The organism is Rhodocyclus gracilis (assembly GCF_009617575.1).
Classification (GTDB): Bacteria; Pseudomonadota; Gammaproteobacteria; order Burkholderiales; family Rhodocyclaceae; genus Rhodocyclus; species Rhodocyclus gracilis.
In genome coordinates this window covers 166,150-189,116 of the sequence record NZ_WIXJ01000005.1, presented here as the reverse complement: position 1 = coordinate 189,116, position 22,967 = coordinate 166,150, and the positions used below count along the sequence as shown (strand labels likewise).

Annotated in this window: 16 protein-coding genes; 2 read left to right on the top strand and 14 right to left on the bottom strand. The window is 64.2% G+C overall.

The features are described from left to right. The 11 genes from GHK24_RS09145 to GHK24_RS09095 all read right to left on the bottom strand — a co-directional run. Nucleotides 1-153 (bottom strand): transposase (locus GHK24_RS09145; protein ID WP_153468719.1); only part of this gene is annotated, 153 nt, incomplete at its 3' end. 29 nt (nt 154-182) lie between these two features. After that, nucleotides 183-674, bottom strand: coding sequence for a hypothetical protein (locus GHK24_RS09140; protein ID WP_228384628.1), 492 nt, complete (start codon nt 672-674; stop codon nt 183-185). Continuing rightward, on the bottom strand, nt 667-2,754 hold the full coding sequence (locus GHK24_RS09135) for a Mu transposase C-terminal domain-containing protein (RefSeq protein ID WP_340666154.1): 2,088 nt from the start codon (nt 2,752-2,754) through the stop codon (nt 667-669). Before GHK24_RS09135 ends, GHK24_RS09140 begins: the two co-directional genes overlap by 8 nt. Continuing rightward, on the bottom strand, nt 2,741-3,568 hold the full coding sequence (locus GHK24_RS09130; RefSeq protein ID WP_153472416.1) for a TnsA endonuclease C-terminal domain-containing protein: 828 nt from the start codon (nt 3,566-3,568) through the stop codon (nt 2,741-2,743). The genes GHK24_RS09135 and GHK24_RS09130 overlap by 14 nt, the downstream gene beginning before the upstream one ends. 145 nt (nt 3,569-3,713) lie before the next feature. Then, nucleotides 3,714-5,573, bottom strand: coding sequence for a glutamine--fructose-6-phosphate transaminase (isomerizing) (glmS, locus tag GHK24_RS09125; RefSeq protein ID WP_153472414.1), 1,860 nt, complete (start codon nt 5,571-5,573; stop codon nt 3,714-3,716). Nucleotides 5,574-5,638: 65 nt separating this feature from the next. Continuing rightward, a complete protein-coding gene (gene glmU, locus GHK24_RS09120; RefSeq protein WP_153472412.1) occupies nt 5,639-7,003 on the bottom strand; it encodes a bifunctional UDP-N-acetylglucosamine diphosphorylase/glucosamine-1-phosphate N-acetyltransferase GlmU in 1,365 nt (454 codons plus the stop codon). 192 nt (nt 7,004-7,195) lie between these two features. Next, nucleotides 7,196-8,638, bottom strand: a complete 1,443-nt coding sequence (locus GHK24_RS09115; RefSeq protein WP_153472410.1) for a glutamate synthase subunit beta — start codon at nt 8,636-8,638, stop codon at nt 7,196-7,198. Next, nucleotides 8,638-13,239 carry a glutamate synthase-related protein gene (locus tag GHK24_RS09110; protein WP_153472407.1) on the bottom strand — a complete coding sequence of 1,534 codons (4,602 nt, stop codon included), beginning with the start codon at nt 13,237-13,239 and terminating at the stop codon, nt 8,638-8,640. The genes GHK24_RS09115 and GHK24_RS09110 overlap by 1 nt, the downstream gene beginning before the upstream one ends. Before the next feature lie 331 nt (nt 13,240-13,570). Next, nucleotides 13,571-14,737: a deoxyguanosinetriphosphate triphosphohydrolase gene (locus tag GHK24_RS09105; protein ID WP_153472405.1), complete on the bottom strand. Its 1,167-nt coding sequence runs from the start codon at nt 14,735-14,737 to the stop codon at nt 13,571-13,573. Then, nucleotides 14,730-15,848 carry a 3-dehydroquinate synthase gene (aroB, locus tag GHK24_RS09100; RefSeq protein ID WP_153472403.1) on the bottom strand — a complete coding sequence of 373 codons (1,119 nt, stop codon included), beginning with the start codon at nt 15,846-15,848 and terminating at the stop codon, nt 14,730-14,732. Before aroB ends, GHK24_RS09105 begins: the two co-directional genes overlap by 8 nt. Next, nucleotides 15,836-16,366 (bottom strand): shikimate kinase, encoded by a 531-nt coding sequence (locus GHK24_RS09095; RefSeq protein ID WP_167680989.1) that lies wholly within the window; start codon nt 16,364-16,366, stop codon nt 15,836-15,838. Before GHK24_RS09095 ends, aroB begins: the two co-directional genes overlap by 13 nt. Nucleotides 16,367-16,549: 183 nt before the next feature. Here GHK24_RS09095 and GHK24_RS09090 point away from each other — a divergent pair, with 183 nt between their 5' ends. After that, nucleotides 16,550-18,844 carry a penicillin-binding protein 1A gene (locus GHK24_RS09090; RefSeq protein WP_153472401.1) on the top strand — a complete coding sequence of 765 codons (2,295 nt, stop codon included), beginning with the start codon at nt 16,550-16,552 and terminating at the stop codon, nt 18,842-18,844. Nucleotides 18,845-18,878: 34 nt separating this feature from the next. On the opposite strand, the gene cyaY is transcribed toward GHK24_RS09090, so the two are convergent. Next, nucleotides 18,879-19,217: an iron donor protein CyaY gene (gene cyaY, locus GHK24_RS09085; RefSeq protein ID WP_153472377.1), complete on the bottom strand. Its 339-nt coding sequence runs from the start codon at nt 19,215-19,217 to the stop codon at nt 18,879-18,881. A 313-nt stretch (nt 19,218-19,530) separates the two neighbouring features. Between cyaY and lysA the strand changes: the two genes are divergently transcribed. Continuing rightward, complete coding sequence (gene lysA / locus GHK24_RS09080; protein ID WP_153472357.1) at nt 19,531-20,778, top strand: diaminopimelate decarboxylase; 1,248 nt, start codon at nt 19,531-19,533, stop codon at nt 20,776-20,778. A gap of 119 nt (nt 20,779-20,897) precedes the next feature. Here lysA and hslU read toward each other — a convergent pair whose 3' ends face one another. Both hslU and hslV read right to left on the bottom strand, forming a co-directional pair. After that, on the bottom strand, nt 20,898-22,229 hold the full coding sequence (gene hslU, locus GHK24_RS09075) for an ATP-dependent protease ATPase subunit HslU (RefSeq protein WP_153472352.1): 1,332 nt from the start codon (nt 22,227-22,229) through the stop codon (nt 20,898-20,900). A 115-nt stretch (nt 22,230-22,344) separates the two neighbouring features. Continuing rightward, a complete protein-coding gene (hslV, locus tag GHK24_RS09070; protein ID WP_153472349.1) occupies nt 22,345-22,947 on the bottom strand; it encodes an ATP-dependent protease subunit HslV in 603 nt (200 codons plus the stop codon). Between the last annotated feature and the right edge of the window lie 20 nt (nt 22,948-22,967).

Genomic DNA, 22,967 nt, shown 5'->3' with positions numbered 1-22,967 from the left:
CTCGTCGGCATCCAGGACGCCGTACTGCTTGCGCCAGCTGTAGATCGTCTGCTCGCTGATGCCGTGCTTCTTCGCAACCTCCGCGACCGGCGCCTTGTCCGCTTCGCGCAGGATCGTCACCATTTGCGCTTCGCTGAATCGACTCTTCCTCATGACTTCCTCTCGTCAAGGAAGCCATCCTCTCAAGTTTTAGATGGTCCGAAAATCTCCGGGCAGGTCACCAGCGTGCGCGTCTTGCCGCAACCGGAGCAGCCGAACAGCGACAGGCTGTTGGCCGTGGAGGAAACACTCTGGTACACCGCCGCATCCAGGTCCTCCTCCTCGACCCGGCGATAGCCATTCTGCAGGTGTGCATACCAGGCGCCGCTGGCCGGGTTCCGACCGATGTAGCCCTGGCGGATCATCAAGCTGATCTTGCTCTCCAACTCCAAGTGGTGGCTCAGCGGCTGGAAGAAGCCGTGCAACAGGCGGGCGATCGCATGAGCCCTGAGCCGACCATCCAGAAGTGCTTCTTGCGGCTCGAAACTGGGAAGCTGCTGCAACAGGCTGACCACCTCTGACAGATCAGGAATCGGAGGCAATGCGCTGATGAGAGGATTTTCCTGATACTCGGGCAGCTGCTGCTCCTGGTAACGCGCCAGGGGAATGAGTCCGCGCTGGAGTTCTTCAGTCATCCTCTTCTTCCTTGAATATCAGGTCACTGAGATCTGGGAAGGCATAATCTTCCTGCTTCTCGCCCCGCAGTGGGATCGTCTCGGCTGGCTTTTCCTGCTGCACTTTCACTGGTTTAAAGGCTGTTTCCTGGCGTTCCTGGCGCTTTTCCTGCTGCTTGTTCTTGCGGATCTGGGTTCCCAGATCCTTCTTGGTCATACCCATTTTGACCGGACTGGCATCCTTTGCCTGGGCAACGATGGACTCGATCTTCTCCAGAAGCTTGCCTCTTTCCACAAAGGCTTCCGCCGCTGCGTTGGCATCGCTACGCCGTTCCTCTCTGGACAGCAGCCAGGCATCCCAGAAGTTCATTCCCCTGAAACGTCGACTGCGGTCGGCAAGATCACAAATCCAGTAGTCCTTGAGACTATTGGATGGCCGCAGGTAGATGTGGTCGACGCTACGCGGATCGTATGCGACCGTTACCCCTGTCGGCCGGCGCCCTTGGCCTCGGTGAAACCAACCCTCCTTGATCGCTTCCTGGCAGGTGTAGAAGCAGCCGAACAGCCTGATTCCCAGCTCCGAAACCGTCGCCGACTCATGGGGCAAGAGATTGATACGCACCAGTTCCTCGGGTGCAGTACGCAACCGACCGGTCAGGTTAGCCAAGCCCCAGTTCCACAGCATGACCGGGATGGCCGGCAGATCGCCCGGCATCCCCGCGGCCCTGTCGTATTTGCTCAAGGTGTGGAAGTTGTTGTGGAAGAGAATGCCGGCGATGATGATCCGCGTGAACTCGGGCAAGGCCAGACTGGCATCAAGCCGGTAGTCGTGGCCACCCCGCTTCCGGCTTGTGGTGTCTTCGACCACACCGCTGGCGTAGGGTTTGAAGCGTTCCTGCACCGTCCGGAAATAGCGCTCAACGATGCCTTTGGCATCTCCGCGTCTGGCCGGTGCGTTCTCGATGCGGACGCCGAAGGCTTGAGAAAATGCTTCCACCTTGGTGCCGTTCAGTTCGCCCTTATCGGCTAGCACCACATCCGGTAAGCCTTTGACCGGCCAGTCGCTAGCATCGATTTCTACACCATACTGGCGGCAATACTCGACCTTGTCGGCAACTGTGTTGGTCAATGCCACCATGGCACTGCCCCAGGAAGGCCCCTCGAATCCGACGTACATACCAACGACCATGCGGCTGAACACGTCGATCACCATGTAAACGACAGGCCTGCCGACTATAAGGCTACGATCATGCTCTGAAACCAGATAAATATCGGCGATGGTGGCATCTATCTGGTAGCGGTATCCGGGCCCCAGTGTTTCGGTCGTCGATGTGCTGCTGATCGGCCGGAAGTCCTTGGCAAAATCCACCGCGGACATCCTGCGCGGCAAGGTTTCGGTAAAGTGATATTCGCGCCCATAGAAGTAACGGAACTGCGCTAATGTAGGCAGTTCGGTGGTTGGCAACTCCGGTAGAACGACACGGAGCAGGTTCAGCCCGGAGGCGTAGGCATCAGGAATGGACGGATGTTTTTCCTTGAGCAAACGCTCCTCGATGACCCGGCGAAAAATGCGCTCGATGTCCGGCGTGATATTGCTCCCTTGCCCCTCCCTCACCACCCTGGGCCTGCCCAGCTTGGCCTGGTTCGGCTTTCGCCGCTTGCCCCGAGCGCCCGAGTTGATATAGTCCGGCAAGAGGGCGTTCCTGCACATGCCCCGCTGCCAGTAGCGCCTCAGTAACCTGTACACCGTCTGATTGGTAACACCATGGCGTTCCATGATGCCTCTGACAATGAGCCCTCTGGGGCGCCGCACGAAAAGCAGGGGATCGTCTACAAAATCCGCCAGCATTGCCCAGGCTTCATCACGCTTCTGCTGATCAAGGGAACCTTCCTCCGCCTCCCGTAGGACCATCTCCTCGAAGGGATCGGCAATGCTCTCTAGTTCCCTCTCCATGAGCAGACGCTCCAGCTCTGCAACCGATATCGGTTCGGGAAGCGCCGTGTCCAAATCGATATCGATCCAGACTGCCTGCTCGGTACCGGACCAGAGCAGCCGCTTTCGCAGTTCCCCCATCCGGAAAACCTGATTAACGGGCAACACTGCTCAGTTCCTGGTGCATTTGATGAAGGTTGGCAGCTAGATCTTTCGGCTTCAACTCCCGGTAAGGGGTGTCAAGGTCGAAAAGGAAATAGTGCCGGGCCAACAACTGGCGTAGCCAATAGAGCGCCTGACCGGCCTCCAACTGACCGGAGGTATCCAGTCCTTGGGCAATAGCGGTCAACTTCCGATCAGGGTGACGCTGAAATTCAAGCAAAAACTGCTGCTTGTAGTGTGCGAGATCGTCCTGTGCGATGTCGTCTTCAGCATGGGCAGGATAGAGCCATTGGATATTGGCAAATGCCTCCCTGGATACCTCACGTTCTGTGACGATGACCCAGGGAATGCCTTTTTCCTGCCAGTAGCGCCTTTCAAGCTCAAGCCTCTCAATGACTTCAGGCTTCTGCAGGTCGACACTGTACTTGGCCTGGATCGCGATGGTCGGGCGCTGGGGGTCATCGAAATCCACCAGGAAATCGCTGCTCAGAACCTGCGGGGTGCTCTGGTAGCGACCATGGGGAAGGCCGAACTCCTCGGCGATGCGCACCGTATCTTCGATCCGCATCGGAAACTGTTCACGGATATCGGTGACATGGGGAGACCGGTCCAAGGTCAGAAAGATGGCCAGTTCAAGATCGGATAGAAGATGGTGCAGGCGTCGGGTTTTGCTGCCGGGCAGCCGGTGGGAACGGCCCAGCGAGGACACATCCCTGGTGTAGATGAACGGCTTGTAGTCCGGTCCCTGGCCTTGGCCGCGGCCCTCCTTGAGCCTTCTGTCGATCTGGGCCTGGGTCAGGCCCTTGAATGTTCCAGACATGAGAAAGCCAGCACCCGTTGTATCGATGACTTCAAGATAGCGGATGCTGGCTCAGGATGAAACTTTATTTGTACAGATGATACTTTATTTAAACGGATGAAACTTTATTTGGATCCCACAATGGTCACAGCATACGCAGAAACCACTATTCGACCGTCACCGATTTCGCAAGATTGCGCGGCTTGTCGACGTCGGTGCCGCGCACCAGAGCGACGTGATACGCGAGGAGTTGCAAGGGGACAACGTGCAGCAGCGCCGAGAGCGGCCCGTAATGTTCGGGCAGGCGCAGGATGTGCACGCCTTCGGAGGCAGTGATTTCGCTGTCGGCATCGGCAAAGACGTACAGCTCGCCGCCCCGCGCACGGACTTCCTGCAGGTTGGATTTGAGCTTTTCCAGCAGGACGTCATTCGGCGCCACGGCGACGACCGGCATGTTGTGATCGACCAGCGCCAGGGGGCCGTGCTTGAGCTCGCCGGCAGGATAGCCTTCGGCGTGGATGTAAGAAATTTCCTTGAGCTTCAAGGCGCCTTCGAGGGCAATGGGGTAATGCCGGCCGCGACCGAGGAAGAGCGCGTGCTGACTGTCGGCGAAACGCTCGGCCCAGGCACGAATCTCCGGTTCCAGTTCGAGAACGCGACCGACGGCGATGGGCAGGTGGCGCAGGGCTTGCAGTTCATTGGCTTCGCGCGTGGCATCGAGGCGGCCATTCTGTTTGGCGAGCGTCAGCGTCAGCAGGTAGAGCGCGGCAAGTTGCGTCGTGAACGCCTTGGTCGACGCGACGCCGATCTCCGGGCCGGCGCGGGTGATGAAACGCAGCGCGGTTTCGCGCACCAGCGAGGATTCGGGCGCGTTGCAAATCGCCAGCGTGTGCGGCATACCATGTGCGCGCGCGTGTTGCAGTGCGGCCAGCGTATCAGCCGTCTCGCCCGACTGGGAGATCGCGACGACAAGCGTCGCCGGATCGGCGACGGAGGCGCGGTAGCGGTATTCGCTGGCGATCTCGACGTTGCACGGAATCCCTGCCAATGCCTCGATCCAGTAGCGGGCGACAAGACCGGCGTGATAGCTGGTGCCGCAGGCGAGGATCAGGACCTGCCGGACCTCGGCGAAAATGGCTTCGGACTGCGCGCCGAAGAGTCCCGGCTGCACGCTGCGCGCACCGCCGAGCATTTCGAGTGTCGTCGACAGAGCCGCCGGCTGCTCGAAAATCTCTTTCTGCATGTAGTGCTGATACGCGCCCAACTCAATCGCGTCGGCCGACAGTTGCGAAACGAACTCGGCGCGTTCGACCGGCGTGCCGTCGACACGCGTAATACGGTAGCCGTCCTGAGCAAGCTCGGCGCAATCGCCGTTTTCGAGGCAGATCATGCGCCGCGTCACTTGCAGCAGGGCCGACGCGTCGGAAGCGGCGAAGGTGCCACGCGGCGTCTCGGCGTTCGCCGCATCATCGGCGTCGCAGATGCCGAGGAGCAGCGGAGCGCCCTCACGCGCGACGATGACGCGACCGGGCTGCGCCTCGTCGAGCACCGCCAGCGCGAACGCCCCTTGCAGACGGGCGATGGCGGAACGCACCGCCACGAAAAGATCGGCGCCGGTTTTCAGCTCATGCGCGATGAGGTGCGCAACGACCTCGGTGTCGGTATCGGAAATGAAAGTGTAGCCCGCCGCACCCAGCTCGCTGCGCAGCGCTTCATGGTTTTCGATGATGCCGTTGTGCACGATGGCGAGACCGCCGGAAACGTGCGGGTGAGCATTGCGCTCGCAGGGCGCACCGTGCGTCGCCCAGCGCGTGTGCGCGATGCCGCTCGTACCGGCCGCCTCCACCTGTGCCGCCTGCGCGGACAGCTCGGCGACGCGGCCAACGGAACGCAGCCGCGTCAGGCCGGCGACAGAGACGAGCGCCAGACCGGCCGAATCGTAGCCACGGTATTCGAGCTTGCGCAGTCCTTCGAGCAGAACGGAAACGACGTTGCGGTCAGCGACCGCGGCAACGATGCCACACATGGATTAACTCGCTTTCGGTTAGGCGTCAGGGGCAGCCGGGAGCGTCAGGGGCTCGGCGTGCCGCCTTATTTTACGGACTTTTTCTGTGGCCTCTTCCAGCCGCTGAGGGTTGTCTGGCGGACGCGCGACAGCGTCAGGGCCTCCGCGGGTGCATCGTGCGTCAGCGTTGTGCCGGCGCCGAGTGTTGCGCCGCGACCGACGGTCACAGGCGCCACCAGTTGCGTATCCGAGCCGATGAAGGCGTCGTCCTCGATGATGGTCTGGTGCTTGTTTACGCCGTCATAGTTACAGGTGATCGTGCCGGCGCCGATATTGACGCGCTGGCCGATGATGGCATCGCCGACATACGCCAGATGATTGGCTTTGGAATGATCGGCGATGCGCGTGTTCTTGATCTCGACGAAGTTGCCGATGTGCACGTCGTTACCCAGCTCGCTGCCCGGCCGCAGGCGGGCGTAGGGGCCAATGGCGGCCGCGCAGCCGACCGTCGCGCGGTCAAGGTGCGAGAAGGCGGCGACCTTCGTTCCGGCGCCGATCTGCGCGTCCTTGACGACGCAATTCGGCCCGATCTCGACGCCCTCGCCCAGGACGACATCGCCTTCAAAGACGCAATTCACGTCGATGAACACATCGCGACCGCAGCGCAAATCCCCCCGTACATCGAGCCGCGCCGGATCGGCGAGGCGCACGCCCTCGGCCATCAGCGAGTCGGCAATACGCCGTTGCAACACACGCTCCAGTTCCGCCAGTTGGGTCTTGCTGTTAACACCCGCCGTCTCCCAGACGTCGCCGACGGTGACTGTGCGCACCGCGACCCCATGCGCCACGGCCTGCGCGACGAGGTCGGTCAGGTAGTACTCGCCCTGCGCGTTGTTGTTGGAAAGCGCGCCCAGCCAGGCGGCGAGATGCGCCGTCGGCAGAACCACGATGCCGGTGTTGATTTCACGGATCGCCTGCTCGCGCGCATCGGCATCCTTCTGCTCGACGATACGCTGCACAGTTCCGTGCGCGTCGCGCACGATCCGCCCGTAACCGGTCGGGTCCGCGAGTTCGGCGGTAAGCAGCGCCATGCCGTCGCCCGCGGCAGCGACAAGGCTCGACAAGGTCTCGACCTTGATCAGGGGAACGTCGCCATACAGGACGAGGGTCGCCGCGGCAGAGGCGTCCAGCGCCGGCAGCGCTTGCTGCACGGCATGGCCGGTACCCAACTGTGGTTCCTGCAATGCCCAGACGAGGTCCGGCGCGTCGAGTGCAGCGCGTACCACCTCGCCGCCATGCCCATGCACAACGCACAAGCGCTGCGGCTGTAAGTGGCGGGCGGCCGTCAGCACGTGGGCCAGGAGGGCTTTGCCGCCCAGAGGGTGCAGCACCTTGGGCAGCGCGGAATTCATCCGTTTGCCCTGACCGGCGGCGAGTATGACGATATTCATGGCTCGAAGATCAGTAGAAAACGACGTCAGGCTGACCGCCTTACTGGCAGCGGAAACTACTCCGCGCCCCGGATACTCTGCCCCGGAAGTCTTTGCCTGCCGCACGGAGCGTGCGGCAGGAGGACTCCGAAAAGCAACGGGTCACCGCCGGCCGAAACCGGGATGACCCGCACACTCCCCGCTGTCCGCGCCTTAACGCGGCAGCGTGCTGCTTCCCATGAGGAAAGCGTCGACTTCGCGGGCGCACTGACGCCCCTCGCGAATCGCCCAGACGACGAGCGACTGACCGCGCCGCATATCGCCTGCGGCGAACACCTTCGGCACACTGGTCGCGTAAGCGCCGGCGCCTTCGGTCGTCGCACGAACGGCGCCGCGCGCATCGAGGGCCACACCAAGCTCTTCCAGCAGACCATTTTTGACGGGCGAGACAAATCCCATCGCCAGCAGCACGAGGTCAGCCTCGATCTCGAACTCGCTACCGGCAACCGGCGTCGGCACCCCACCAACCATCTCGATACGGGCCACGCGCAAGGCATTCACACGACCGTCCTTGCCGAGAATTTCCTGCGTCCCGACGGCGAATTCGCGCTGGCAGCCCTCTTCGTGCGACGACGAGGTACGCATCTTCAGCGGCCAGTACGGCCACGTCAGCGGCTTGTTTTCGCTCTCCGGCGGCTGCGGCATCAACTCCAGCTGCACGACCGACGCCGCGCCCTGACGATTGCTCGTACCGACGCAGTCGGAGCCGGTATCGCCGCCACCGATGACGACAACCTTCTTGCCGGTGGCGAGAATCTGTCCGGGCACAGCGGCACCCGCGACGACGCGGTTCTGCTGCGCGAGGAATTCCATCGCAAAGTGCACACCGCCAAGCTCACGCCCGGGCACGGGCAGATCGCGCGGCTTTTCAGCGCCACCGGAAAGGACGATGGCGTCGAATTCGGCGACGAGATCCGCCACGGGAATCGCGTTGGCAGCGTCGCCGCCCACCGGGCGGCCAGTGCGGAACTCGACACCCTCTGCCTCCATCTGCGCAACACGACGGTCAATGTGCGACTTGTCGAACTTGAAGTCAGGAATACCGTAACGCAAAAGGCCACCGACGCGTTCGTTCTTCTCGAAGACGACCACGGCGTGACCGGCGCGTGCCAGTTGCTGCGCCGCCGCCAGACCGGCCGGGCCACCGCCAACGATAGCCACGCGCTTGCCGGTCTTCACCGCCGCCGGTTGCGGCACGATCCAGCCGTTTTCCCAGCCCTGATCGACAATGAAGTGCTCGATCGACTTGATGCCGACCGCCCCCACATTGATGTTCAGCGTGCACGCCGCCTCGCACGGCGCCGGGCAGATGCGGCCAGTGAAGTCCGGAAAGTTGTTGGTCGAATGCAGCACCGCCAGCGCCTCGCGCGCCTTGCCGCGATAAACGAGATCGTTCCAGTCCGGAATGATGTTGTTCACCGGACAGCCGTTGTTGCAGAACGGAATACCGCAGTCCATGCAACGCGCGGCTTGCGTCTTCGCCTCGTCCGGCGAGAGATGCGAAACGAACTCGTGATAGTGCTTGACCCGGCTTGTCGCCGGCTCGGCGGCCTCGGTGAGCCGCTCAAACTCAAGGAACCCAGTCGGCTTGCCCATTATGCGGCCTCCTTCTGTTGGGCCGCGGCTTCGGTGAGCGCGCGGCGATATTCGTTGGGCATCACCTTGACGAAGCTACGGCGCGCCGTCTCCCAGTCCGCCAGAATCTCCTGCGCACGCGGGCTGCCGGTGGCAGCGAAATGCCGCTCGACGAGATCGCGCAACAGGTCTTCGTCGGCACGACCGAGATGGCGTGGCGCGTCGACCGCTTGTTCTGCCGCCGGCAGCACGGCTTCGAGCGCAACCATGCTGGTGTTGCAGCGGCGGGCGAAATCGGCATCCGGATCGTAGACGTAGGCGACGCCACCCGACATGCCGGCCGCGAAATTGCGCCCGGTCTGTCCGAGGACGACGACCGTACCGCCAGTCATGTACTCGCAGCCGTGGTCACCGACCCCCTCGATGACGGTCGTCGCGCCCGAATTGCGCACGGCGAAGCGTTCGCCGGCAACGCCAGCGAAGAAGGCTTCACCCTCGGTCGCACCGTAAAGCACGGTGTTGCCGACGATGATGTTTTCGTTGGTACGACCGACGAAGGACTCGCTCGGGCGAACGACGATGCGGCCACCGGAGAGCCCCTTGCCGACGTAGTCATTGCCTTCGCCAACCAGCGCCAGCGTCACGCCGCGCGCCAGGAAGGCACCGAAGCTCTGTCCGGCGGTACCGGTCAGATTGACGTGGATGGTGTCGTCCGGCAGACCCGCGTGGCCATAACGCCGCGCGACTTCGCCGGAGAGCAGCGCACCGGCCGTGCGGTTAACGTTGCGGATCGGCAGATTGATCGTCACCTTCTCACCGCGCTCGAGCGCCGGCGCCGCCAGTTCGACGAAGCGATGGTCGAGAGCCGAAGCAAGACCGTGATCCTGCACCTCGCAATGACGGCGACCGACCTCGGCAGGCACGTCCGGCTGGTGGAAGACCTTCGTGAAATCGAGCCCGCTGGCCTTCCAGTGTTCGATCCCGGCACGCGTATCGAGCAGGTCGGCACGACCGATCAGCTCGTCGAACTTGCGTACGCCGAGTTGCGCCATCAGTTCGCGCACTTCCTGAGCGACGAAGAAGAAGTAGTTCACCACATGCTCGGGCTGGCCGGTGAAGCGGCGGCGCAGCACCGGGTCCTGCGTGGCAACGCCAACCGGGCAGGTGTTGAGGTGGCACTTGCGCATCATGATGCAGCCTTCGACGACCAGCGGCGCAGTGGCGAAGCCGAATTCGTCGGCACCGAGCAGCGCGCCGATGACGACGTCGCGACCGGTGCGCAGCTGACCGTCGACCTGCACGCGAATACGGCCGCGCAGGCGGTTCAGCACCAGCGTCTGCTGCGTTTCGGACAGGCCGAGTTCCCACGGCGTGCCGCAGTGCTTGATCGACGAGAGCGGGCTGGCGCCAGTGCCGCCGTCGTGGCCGGCGATGACGAGGTGGTCGGCCTTGGCCTTGGAGACGCCGGCGGCAACGGTGCCGACACCGACTTCGGAGACGAGCTTGACCGAGATCGACGCCTTTTCGTTGGCGTTCTTCAGGTCATGAATAAGCTGCGCCAGATCCTCGATCGAGTAGATGTCGTGGTGCGGCGGCGGCGAGATCAGGCCGACACCCGGCACCGAGTGACGCAGGAAACCGATGTACTCGGACACCTTGTGGCCGGGCAGCTGGCCGCCTTCGCCGGGCTTGGCGCCCTGCGCCATCTTGATCTGGATCTGGTCGGCATTGACCAGATACTCGGTGGTGACGCCAAAGCGGCCCGATGCGACCTGCTTGATCGCCGAGCGCAGGCTGTCGCCCGGCTGCAGCTGGTAGTCGCGTTCGATGCGGCTCTTGCCGACGATGTCGGAGAGCATCTCGCCGCCGTCGAGCGGTGCGAAACGGCGCGAATCCTCGCCGCCTTCACCCGTGTTCGACTTGCCGCCGATGCGGTTCATGGCGATGGCCAGCGTCGAGTGCGCTTCGGTCGAGATCGAGCCGAGCGACATGGCGCCGGTGGCGAAGCGCTTGACGATCTCGGCTGCCGGTTCGACTTCGTCGAGCGGCACCGGCGCAGCGGCTGGCTTCAGCTCGAAGAGGCCACGCAGGGTCAGCTGACGCTTGCTCTGGTCGTTGATGATGCGGGCGAATTCCTTGAACGTCTCGTACTTGCCCGAACGCGTCGCGTGTTGCAGCTTGGCGATGGCGTCCGGCGTCCACAGGTGCTCTTCACCGCGCACACGGAAGGCGTATTCACCGCCCGCGTCGAGCATGCCGGCCAGCACCGGATCGTTGCCGAAAGCTTGCGCGTGCAGACGGACGGCTTCCTCCGCGGCTTCAAAGAGACCGATGCCGCCAATGTTCGACGCCGTGCCGGTGAAATACTTGTCGACAAATTCCTTCTGCAGACCAACGGCTTCGAAAATCTGCGCGCCGGTGTAGGACATGTAGGTCGAAATGCCCATCTTCGACATGATCTTGCACAGACCCTTGCCGACCGCCTTGGTGAAGTTCTTGACGTACTTCTCGGCCTTTTCGGCATCGTCGCCCGCCAGATCGCGCAGCGTCTCGATCGCCAGGTACGGGTGCACAGCTTCGGCACCGAAGCCGCCGAGCAGCGCGAAGTGGTGCGTCTCGCGTGCCGAACCGGTTTCGACGACGAGGCCGGCGCTGGTGCGCAGACCCTTCTTGACGAGATGCTGATGCACCGCCGACGTCGCCAGCAGCGCCGGAATGGCGACGTGCAGCGCGTCGATCTTGCGGTCAGAGACGATCAGGATGTTGGCGCCCGAACGCACGGCGTCCTCGGCTTCGGCAGCGAGCGAGGCCAGACGCGCTTCGACGCCTTCCTTGCCCCAGGCCGCCGGGTAGCAGATGTCGAGTTCGTGCGAACGGAACTTGCCAGCGGTGTACTTCTGGATATGGCGCAGTTTCTCCATATCGCGACAGGACAGCACCGGCTGCGCCACTTCGAGGCGGATCGGCGGATTGATGTCGCCGACGTTGAGCAGGTTCGGCTTCGGCCCGATGAACGAGAGCACCGACATGACCATTTCTTCGCGAATCGGATCGATCGGCGGATTGGTCACTTGCGCGAACAGTTGCTTGAAGTAGTGGTACAGGGGCTTCGGACGGCCGGAGAGCACCGACAGCGCCGAGTCGTTCCCCATGGAACCGGTGGCTTCTTCGCCATTGGCGGCCATCGGCTGCAGGATGAACTTGAGATCTTCCTGCGTGTAACCGAAGGCCTGCTGGCGATCAAGCAGGGGCACCGACGAAAACTCGCTCAGCTCGGTGACGACCGGCACTTCGTCGAGCTTGATGCGGATTTTCTCGATCCACTCGCGGTAGGGCTTGGCGTTGGCCAACGAGTCCTTGAGTTCCTTGTCGTCGATGATGCGGCCCTGTTCCATGTCGATCAGGAACATCTTGCCCGGCTGCAGGCGCCACTTCTTGACGATGTTGTCTTCGGGAATCGGCAGCACGCCCGATTCGGAGGCCATGACGACAAAGTCGTCCTTGGTCACCAGATAGCGCGCCGGACGCAGGCCGTTACGGTCGAGCGTAGCGCCGATCTGACGGCCGTCGGTGAAGGCGACGGCGGCGGGGCCGTCCCACGGCTCCATCATCGCTGCGTGGTATTCGTAGAAGGCACGACGGTTCTCGTCCATCAGCGTGTGCTTTTCCCAAGCTTCCGGAATCATCAGCATCATCGCGTGGGCAAGCGAGTAACCGCCCATAACCAAGAGTTCGAGCGCGTTGTCGAAGGCAGCCGAGTCGGACTGGCCGGGGTAATGCAGCGGCCACACCTTCTTCAGGTCGTCGCCGAGCAGCGGCGAGGAGATCGCCTGCTCACGCGCCTTGAACCAGTTGACGTTGCCACGCACCGTGTTGATTTCGCCGTTGTGGGCGATCATGCGGAAGGGATGCGCCAGGTCCCAGGTCGGGAAGGTGTTGGTCGAGAAGCGCTGGTGCACGAGCGCCAGCGCCGAAACGAAGCGGGCATCCTGCAGATCGAGGAAATACTCGCCCACCTGATCGGCCAGCAGCAAGCCCTTGTACACAATGGTGCGCGCGGAGAAGGAGGTGACGTAGAACTCCTGCCCGTGCTTGAGCTTGAGCGACTTGATGGCGTTGGCCGCACGCCGGCGGATGATGTACAGCTTGCGTTCGAGCGCATCGGTGACGTAAACGTCCGGACCACGACCGACGAAAATCTGCCGGATCACCGGCTCCTTGGCCTTGACGGTCGGCGACATCGGCATCGTGTGCGACACCGGCACATCGCGCCAGCCCAGCACCACCTGACCTTCGGCGCGCACCGCACGCTCGATCTCTTCCTGACACGCCAGACGCGAGGCGGATTCGCGCGGCAGGAACACCGTCCCGACGCCGTATTCGCCGACTGGCGGCAACTCGACGCCACGCGCCGCGAATTCTTCGCGGAACAGCGTATCCGGCAGTTGCAGGAGAATCCCCGCACCGTCACCCATCAGCGGGTCGGCGCCAACGGCGCCACGGTGATCGAGATTTTTCAGGATGAGCAGACCCTGCTCAATGATAGAGCGGCTCTTATGCCCCTTGATATGAGCGACAAAACCGACGCCACAGGCATCGTGTTCGTTGGCAGGATCGTACATCCCCTGCCGCTCGGGCAAACCCCCGCCGGGAAGAGCCCCGGGTGCAACCAAATCCTTCACGCTCGAATCCTCACAAGACTTGCCGCGGCGCACCGTGCCCCACCCAGCGGATGGACGCGCCAAACGTCAAAAAAGCCGGCGCAGAGCCGGCTTGCGGAAATAGGGGGGCGACTGCGGAATATACCCGGAAAACCTAGGGGATTCAAGGCCGCCAGCAGGTGCGAATCGTTCGCGGGATGACGCCGCCAAGCACTGGGACCAAGATGCGCCATTGCGGCTGAATCGCCCACCTCGAGACGCGGGCAAGCCGCACCCGCGCGCCAGAAAAGCGTCAGATTTCGCCGACCGCAAACAGGCGCCGATGCTCCTTCATGGCGTAGCGGTCGGTCATGCCGGCGATGTAATCGGCAATGGCGCGATGGTGATCGCCGTCCGGCGGGCTCTGGTAGCGCGGCGGCAGCAGCCTTGGATCGCCAAGGAAGGCGCCAAAAAGATCGCCGATGATGCGCTGCGCCTTGTTCGTCATGCGTAGCACGAGGTAGTGCTGATACAGCGCATGACGCAGGAACTGCTTCATCTCGCGCTGCGCGGCAGCGACCGCGGGCGAAAAGGCGATCAGGGCCGGCGCGCGCCGCACCGCGTCGAGACTGTCTGGCGCCGCTGCTGCGAGATTTGCCGCCGACGTCGCCACCAGATCACACACCAGCGTATTGATCATGCGGCGCACCGTTTCGTGCACCAGCCGCCGCCCGGCGAGGCCGGGATACGTCTGCCGCACGAGCGCCACATGCGTCGCGAAGAGACTCACCTCTTCCAGCTGCTCGAGCGTGATCAAGCCGGAACGCAGGCCGTCGTCGACATCGTGATTGTTGTAAGCGATCTCGTCGGCCAGATTGCAGATCTGCGCCTCGAGCGACGGCTGCCCGCCCGACAGAAAGCGCTCACCAAGATCGCCGAGGCGACGGGCATTCTCCTGCGAACAGTGCTTGATGATGCCTTCACGCGTCTCGAAACACAGGTTGAGGCCGTCAAAGGCGGCGTAATGCTCTTCCAGCAGATCGACCGTGCGCAGGCTTTGCAGATTGTGCTCAAAGCCGCCGAACTCGCGCATGCAGACATTGAGCGCGTCCTGCCCGGCGTGGCCGAAGGGGGTGTGCCCAAGATCGTGCGCCAGGGCGATAGCCTCGGCGAGATCTTCGTTAAGCGCCAGCGCGCGGGCGATACCGCGCGCGATCTGCGCCACTTCCAGACTATGCGTCAGCCGCGTGCGAAAGAGGTCGCCTTCGTGATTGACGAAGACCTGCGTCTTGTATTCGAGGCGACGAAAGGCCGTCGAATGAATGATGCGGTCGCGGTCTCGCTGAAACTCGCTGCGCCCCTGCGGCCCCGGCTCGGCGTGCTGCCGACCGCGCGTGGCCGAGGCGTGCGCCGCGCACGGTGCCAGCGCCGCCTCAACCGGCGGCGGCAGTCCGTCACGCCAGGCTGGCAATTCAGCCATGAGCAGACTCAAGGAAAGGCACCGCGCCCGCGCGACAACGCGCGGCGATCGCCGCCGCCACGTCGGCAACCGGGGCGTCGGCGCTCACCACCGCACGGCCCGCCGCACGCAGCAATACCAAGCGCAACCGCCCGCCCTGCACTTTCTTGTCGTGCGCCATCAGCTCGAGATAGCGCTCCTCGCCCAATGCCGGACCCACGACCGGCAGAGAACAACGCTCAAACAGGCGCCCGATCCGTGCGACGAGCGAAGCATCGATCCAGCCTAGACGCTGCGACAGCTCGGCGGCCATCATCGTCCCGGCGGCGACCGCCTCGCCGTGCAGCCAGACGCCATACCCGGCTCCGGTCTCAATGGCATGGCCGAAGGTGTGACCGAGATTGAGCAGGGCGCGCTCACCACTCTCGCGCTCGTCCGCCGCCACCACCTCGGCCTTATTGCGACAGGAGCGCAAAATCGCCTCGGCCAGCGCCGCCGGCGAACGCGCCAGCAGGGCGTCGAGATTGACCTCCAGCCACTCGAGAAAAGGCAGATCGCGGATCAGGCCGTACTTGATCACTTCCGCCAGCCCCGAGCGGAACTCGCGCGCCGGCAGCGTCGCCAGTGAATCGGTATCGATCAGCACGCGCTGCGGCTGATGAAAGGCGCCGATCATGTTCTTGCCTTGCGGGTGATTGATCGCCGTCTTGCCCCCCACCGACGAATCCACCTGCGCGAGCAAGGTCGTCGGCACCTGAATGAACGGCACGCCACGCTGATAGCACGCCGCCGCAAAACCCGTCATGTCGCCGATGACGCCACCGCCGAGCGCCACCAGAGTCGTCGCGCGTTCGCAGCGGTGGCCGAGCAGCGCGTCGAAAATGCGGTTGAGCGTCGGCCAGTCCTTGAAGTGCTCGCCGTCGGGGAGAACGACGTCGAGCGCCTCGACACCGGCGGCGGCAAACGCGGCGCGCACGCGCATCAGATACAGGGGCGCGACGGTTTCGTTGCTGACGATGAGGACGCGCGGCTGTGGCAAGCCGGCCGCCAGCAGGTCGGCACGCTCAAGCAGCCCCTGCCCGATGAAGATCGGATAGCTACGCTCCGCGAGATCGACCTCTAGAGTTTCCATCGCAAACACGCCTCCCGCGCCAGCAACTGGGTAATCGACTGGGCGTTGCCACGCCCGCCTTCAACGACGATATCGGCCACCTCACGATACAGAGGATCGCGCTCGGCATGCAGCGCTTCGAGCCGGGCCAACGGGTCGGCGACGCGCAAGAGCGGCCGGTTGCGATCACTGCGCGTACGCTCGAAGAGAATGCGCGGCGGCACCCGCAGATAGGCAACCATGCCGCCCGAACGCAGGTGATCGCGATTCGCCTGCTGCAAGACGACGCCGCCGCCGGTGGCGACGACACGACCGTGATCACCCGCCAGTTCGGCGATGACCTGCGCCTCACGCCGGCGGAAGCCTTCTTCTCCCTCGATCTCGAAGATCGTCGGAATCGGTACACCGGTGCGGGCGACGATCTCGTGGTCCGAGTCGACAAAACCATAGCCGATGCGTCGCGCCAGCGCGCGACCGATCGTCGTCTTGCCGGCGCCCATCAGGCCGACGAGGTAGATGTTGGGAGTTGAGGTTGGCACGCCGGCATTCTATCGCAAGCTTCGTGCCGGAACGCCGCCCAGCACGACGACGCCCCACCGGCGCCCTGCGGCGTTCGCACGGCACCTCGCGATGCGCCGCAACAACTGCTCACGGCACGCCGATTTTCGGGGCGCGGACGGGGCGCATATAATGGCGGCCCACCTCCCCACTCGGGAAATATCTTGCCCTCCGCTCTCCGCTGGATTCTCTACCCGCTGCTGCTCATCGCGGGCCTTGCCGGGATTGGCATCGCCCTGGTCGCGATCGTCCTCGCACTTGCTTACCCCAACCTCCCCTCGCTGGAAGCCCTGACCGACTACCAGCCGAAGATTCCGCTGCGTGTCTTTTCCGCTGACGGTGCGCTGATCGGTGAATTCGGCGAAGAACGCCGTGCCGTCGTGCACATCGCCGACGTCCCCGACGTCATGAAGCAGGCCATCCTCTCCGCCGAAGACGAACGCTTCTATCAGCACGGCGGCATCGACACGCTCGGCGTGCTGCGCGCGGCGTACTCCAACATCATCGGCGGCGGCAAACGCCAAGGGGCGTCGACAATCACCCAGCAGGTGGCGCGCAATTTCTTCCTCTCGGCCGAAAAGACCTACACGCGCAAGCTGTACGAAGTCCTGCTCTCGTTCAAGATCGAAGCCAATCTCTCGAAAGACCAGATCCTTGAGCTCTACCTGAACCAGATATTCCTCGGTCAGCGCGCTTACGGTTTCGCCGCCGCGTCGCAGATTTACTTCGGCAAACCGCTCAAGTCGCTGACCGCCGCCGAAGCGGCGATGCTGGCCGGACTGCCGAAAGCGCCGTCGGCCTACAACCCGGTGATCAACCCGAAGCGCGCCCGCCTGCGCCAGCAATACGTGCTGCGCCGCATGCACGAACTGAACTACCTCGACGACGCCCAGTACGAAGCGGCGCTCAAGCAGCCGCTGGTGGTCAAGCGCGACGCCAGCGAATTCTCGGTGCACGCCGAGTACGTCGCCGAAATGGCGCGGCAGATGGCGGTCGAGCGCTTCCCGCAAGACGCTTACACGCGTGGTCTGCGCGTCTACACGACGATCCTCAAGGCCGACCAGGACGCTGCCTGGAACGCCGTGCGCCGCAACGTCTTCGACTACGACCGTCGGCACGGCTACCGTGGCGCCGAGTCCTACGTCGACATGCGCGAAGTAAAGAGCGATCAGGACGAACTGCTCGACGAACTGCTGCAAGACGTCTCCGACGCCGATGACCTGCATCCGGCCATCGTCCTCGAAGCCTCGCCGAAGCTCGTTCGCGCCTACCGACGCGGCGGTGAAATCGTCAGCATCGCCGGCGACGGGCTGAAGTTCGCCGCCCGCATGCTCGACGACAAGGCACCGCCGAACAAGAGCCTGAAGCGCGGCGCACTGATTCGCGTCCTGCAAGACGACAAGGGAGGTTGGCAGATCGCGCAGATGCCCGAAGTGGAATCGGCCCTCCTCTCCGCCGACCCGCAAACCGGCGCCATCCGCGCACTGGTCGGCGGCGTCGACTTCAACCGCAGCAAATTCAATCACGTGACGCAAGCCTGGCGGCAGCCGGGGTCGAGCTTCAAGCCCTTCATCTACTCGGCGTCGCTGGAGAAAGGCTTCACGCCGGCAACCATCGTCGACGACGCGCCGCTGGTCTTCCCGGCTTCCGTCACCGGCAGCCAGGCGTGGGAGCCAAAGAACTACGACGGCAAATACGAAGGCCCGATGACGCTGCGCACCGGCCTTGCCAAGTCGAAGAACATGGTGTCGATCCGCGTCCTGCAGGCCATTGGCGTGCAATACGCGCAGGACTACATCACGCGCTTCGGCTTCGACGCCGACAAGCACCCGCCCTACCTGACAATGGCGCTCGGTGCCGGCTCCGTCACGCCCTGGCAGATGGTGAGCGGCTACGCCATCTTCGCCAACGGCGGCTATCGCGTGACGCCCTTCATCGTCAGCGAAATCCGCGACGAGAAAAATCACGTGCTGGCGCAAGCGCAGCCGACGGTCGCCGGCAACGATGACAAGCGCGCCATCGACGCCCGCAACGCCTACGTGATGGACAGCCTGCTACGCGACGTCACCATCTACGGTACGGCGGCGCGCGCCTCGGCCACCCTCAAGCGGCACGACCTGGCGGGCAAGACCGGCACGACGAACGAGCACGTCGACTCGTGGTTCTGCGGCTACCAGCACACCGTCGTCGGCTGCTCGTGGATCGGCTTCGACCAGCCGAAGAACCTCGGCAACAACGAAACCGGCGGCACCGCCGCCTTGCCGGCCTGGATCAACTACATGAGCCGGGTACTGAAGAACGTCCCCGAGTCGTTCATGTCGCAGCCGGACGGCCTCGTTGCCGTCGACACACCGGGACGCGGCAAAGGCCCGGCCAAGGAATTCTTCTACAAGGAGAACGTCCCGGCCGCACCGCCGACGGACGCGCCGACGGGCGACAACTCGCCGGCCGTCGACTAGGCGCCAGAAGCGCTGCCAGGTTCCCGCGCAGCGCTCAGTCGGCGCCGTCGAGCAGCACGGCGGCGCCGGCCTGCGCCGACACCAGCCGCGACAGCGCCGTCATCAGTTCGGCGCCGTCACGCGTATCGCGCCAGACGCTGCCGTCCCAGCGGAAATGAAAGCCGCCAGAGCGCGCCGCCACCCAGATTTCCTGAGCCGCAGCATGGCGATTGATGATGATGTGGCTGCCATCGGCGAAACTCACATCGATGACGCCGGGCGAAGGAGTCTCGAAATCGAGTTCCGCCGCAGAATCGTCCAGCGCCGCCTCGAAGGCGGCTTCGATGCGCGTCAGCGTCGCTTCGGCCAGGGTGTCAAATTCGCTCTCGTTCATCCTGTGCTACCATTTTTTCCTTTTCGGGTTACCCATCGATGCGCCGCCCAGTTTTGCGTTCCGTGCTACACGCCGACTCGCTACGCGAATCGCGCCGGACACCGGCCGCCGCACCCCTTTGTCTCGTTTGCGCCTGCCTCGTGCTGCTGACCGCCTGTGGCACGCGCGGGCCGCTGACGCTGCCGCCCAAACCCGGCGCAGCGAGCGCCGCCCTGAAAGCGGCCGCTCCTGCCACGGCAGGCGAGACGACCCAACGCCCTCCGGCTGACGCGCAAACGCCGGCCAATCCTAGCACGACGACGGAAGCCCCCCGATGAATCCCTTCACCCTGACCGATGGCGTCCTGCACGTCGAAAACCTGCCGCTGACGCGCATCGCCGAGACTTTTGGCACGCCGTGCTACGTCTACTCGCGGGCGGCACTGGAATCCTCCTTTGCCGATTTCCAGCGCGAACTTGGCGATCTCGACGCGCTCGTCTGCTACGCCGTCAAGGCGAATGGCAATCTCGCCATCCTCAACCTCTTCGCCCGCCTCGGCGCCGGCTTCGACATCGTCTCCGGCGGCGAATTGCAGCGGGTGATCGCGGCTGGCGGCGATCCGCGCAAGATCGTCTTCTCGGGCGTCGGCAAGACGGCGGCAGAGATGGAGATGGCGCTGCGCGCCGGCATTCTCTGTTTCAACGTCGAATCGGCGCCCGAACTCGAACGCTTGAATGAAGTCGCCGCTCGCCTCGGCCTCGTCGCGCCGATCAGCCTGCGCGTCAATCCGGACGTCGACGCGAAGACGCACCCCTACATCTCGACCGGCCTGAAGGAAAACAAGTTCGGCGTCGCCCACGACGAAGCACTGGCCGTCTATCGCCATGCCGCCGCCCTGCCGCACCTTGCCGTCACCGGCATCGACTGTCACATCGGATCGCAACTGCTCGATCCGGTGCCTTTCGCCGAAGCGCTCGACCGCCTGCTGACGCTGGTCGATGCGCTGGCCACCGATGGCATCGCCCTGCACCATATCGACCTTGGCGGCGGCCTCGGCATCCGCTACAACGACGAAACGCCGCCCTCCGTCGCCGCCTACCTGCGCCCGCTGCTCGCCAAGCTCGCCGGCCGTGGCCTCAAGGTGCTGCTCGAACCCGGCCGGCGTCTGGTCGGCGAAGCTGGCGCGCTGCTCACCCGCGTCGAGTACCTGAAGCCCGGCGAAGTGAAGAACTTCGCCATCGTCGACGCCGCAATGAACGACCTCGCGCGGCCGGCGCTGTACGACGCCTGGCACGACATCGTGCCGGTCGCGCCGCACAGCGACGTGCCGGCGCAGGCGTGGGATGTCGTCGGACCGGTCTGCGAATCGGGCGATTTCCTTGGCCGCGAGCGCACGCTGGCGCTGGCGCAAGGCGACCTGCTGGCCCTCCTGTCGGCTGGCGCCTACGGCATGAGCATGAGCTCGAACTACAACAGCCGTCCGCGCGCCGCCGAAGTCATCGTGGACGGCACGCACGCCCACCTCGTGCGCCGCCGCGAAACCATCGCCGAGCTGTTTGCCGGCGAAACGCTGATCGGCTAGTCGGCGAGCGCTTCACGCGGGAAGGAGCGCGGGGCGAACGCGCCGTCCTTCCCCCGCGCAGGTCATCTTCGCGCCGGCATTCCCCGCCGCCGACTCCTTCGCCCGCCGGGAAATGCCGGCTACAGCACGTAGCGCGACAAGTCCTCGTCCTTCGCCACTTCGCCCAGACGCGCGTCGACGTAGGCCGCGTCAACGCGCAATGTCTCGGCGCCGTGGCGACCGCCGGTAAACGACACCTCTTCGAGCAACCGCTCCATCACCGTGTGCAGGCGGCGCGCACCGATGTTTTCGGTTTTCTCGTTGACCGACCAGGCGATCTCGGCCAGACGCGCGATGCCGTCGGCAGCGAACTCCAGCGTCACGCCCTCGGTGGCCAGCAGCGCGGCGTACTGCATGGTCAGGCAGGCATCGGTCTGCGTCAGGATGCGCTCGAAGTCGGCGACCGACAGCGAATCGAGTTCGACGCGGATCGGCAGTCGCCCCTGCAATTCGGGAATGAGGTCCGACGGCTTGGCGAGATGAAAGGCGCCGGAGGCGATGAACAGGATGTGATCGGTGCGGATCATGCCGTACTTGGTGCTGACGCTGGTGCCTTCGACGAGCGGCAGGAGATCGCGCTGCACCCCCTGACGTGAGACGTCGGCACCTTGCGCGTCGCTGCGCGTGGCAATCTTGTCGATCTCGTCGAGGAAAACGATACCGTTCTGCTCGACGTTTTTGACCGCCGCGAGCTTCACTTCCTCGTCGTTCACGAGTTTCGCCGCCTCTTCGTCGATCAGCAGGCGACGCGCTTCGGCGATCGTCAGCTTGCGCGTGCTGCGCCGACCGGCGCCAAGGTTCTGGAACATTCCCTGCAACTGCGCGGAGAGATCCTCCATTCCCGGCGGCGCGACGATGTCAGCACGCATCGGCGCGGCGGCCAGCTCGATGTCGATCTCGCGCGTGTCGAGTTCGCCTTCGCGCAAACGCTTGCGGAATTTCTGCCGCGTCGGACTATCCGCCGACGCCGCGGGCTCCTCGCCAAAGCCCGGCCGCGGCCCTGGCAGCAGGGCGTCGAGCAGGCGATCTTCGGCGGCGTCCTCGGCGCGTGCGCGCACGCTCTTCGTCGCCTGTTCGCGGCCATTCTTGATGGCGATCTCGACGAGGTCACGGATGATCGTGTCGACATCGCGACCGACGTAGCCGACCTCGGTGAACTTGGTGGCTTCGATCTTGATGAACGGCGCATTCGCCAGCCGCGCCAGCCGGCGCGCGATTTCCGTCTTGCCGACGCCGGTCGGGCCGATCATCAGGATGTTTTTCGGCGTGATCTCCTGCCGCAGCGGCTCGGCGACCTGCGAGCGGCGCCAGCGATTGCGCAACGCGATGGCGACCGCCCGCTTGGCGGCGGCCTGCCCGACGATGTGCTTGTCGAGTTCGTGGACGATTTCCTGCGGAGTCATCTGGCTCATGGCGTACCTGTGCGAAGTACCGGGCAACCGGCCCGAAGTAGCGTGATATCTGGGTAAAGAGCGAAGCGGTGGCGACGACGGCGAGGCCGTCTACGTCAGGGCGGTGCAGCGCACCTCAGTCGGCAGCAGCGGGCGGTGTGGCCTCGTCAGCGGCGCCCCTCTGCCGGGCGCTCTCGGCCGTCTCGTCGAGGCTTTCGAGCGTGAAGTTGCGGTTGGTGTAAATGCACAGGTCAGCCGCGATCTCCAGCGACTTGCGCACCACCTCGATGGCGGGCAGCGGCGTGTTCTCCCACAGCCCGCGCGCGGCGGCCTGCGCGTAAGCGCCGCCGGAACCGATGGCAACGATGCCAAGCTCCGGCTCAAGCACGTCGCCATTGCCCGTAATGATCAGCGAATGATCGCGGTCGGCGACGGCCAGCATGGCCTCCAGACGACGCAGGGCGCGGTCGCTGCGCCATTCGCGCGCCAACTCGACCGCGGCACGCAGCAGGATGCCCTGATGCTTGTCGAGACGGGCTTCCAGCCGCTCGAAGAGGGTAAAGGCATCGGCCGTACCGCCGGCGAAGCCGACCAGAATCTTGCCGTGGTGAATGCGCCGCACCTTGCGCGCGCCGGCCTTGACGACAATGTTTCCCAGCGTGACCTGACCATCGCCGCCCATGGCCACCTGCGTGCCGCGACGAACCGAAAGGATGGTGGTGCCGTGGTATTGCTCCATGCGGACGAACTCTCGAACTC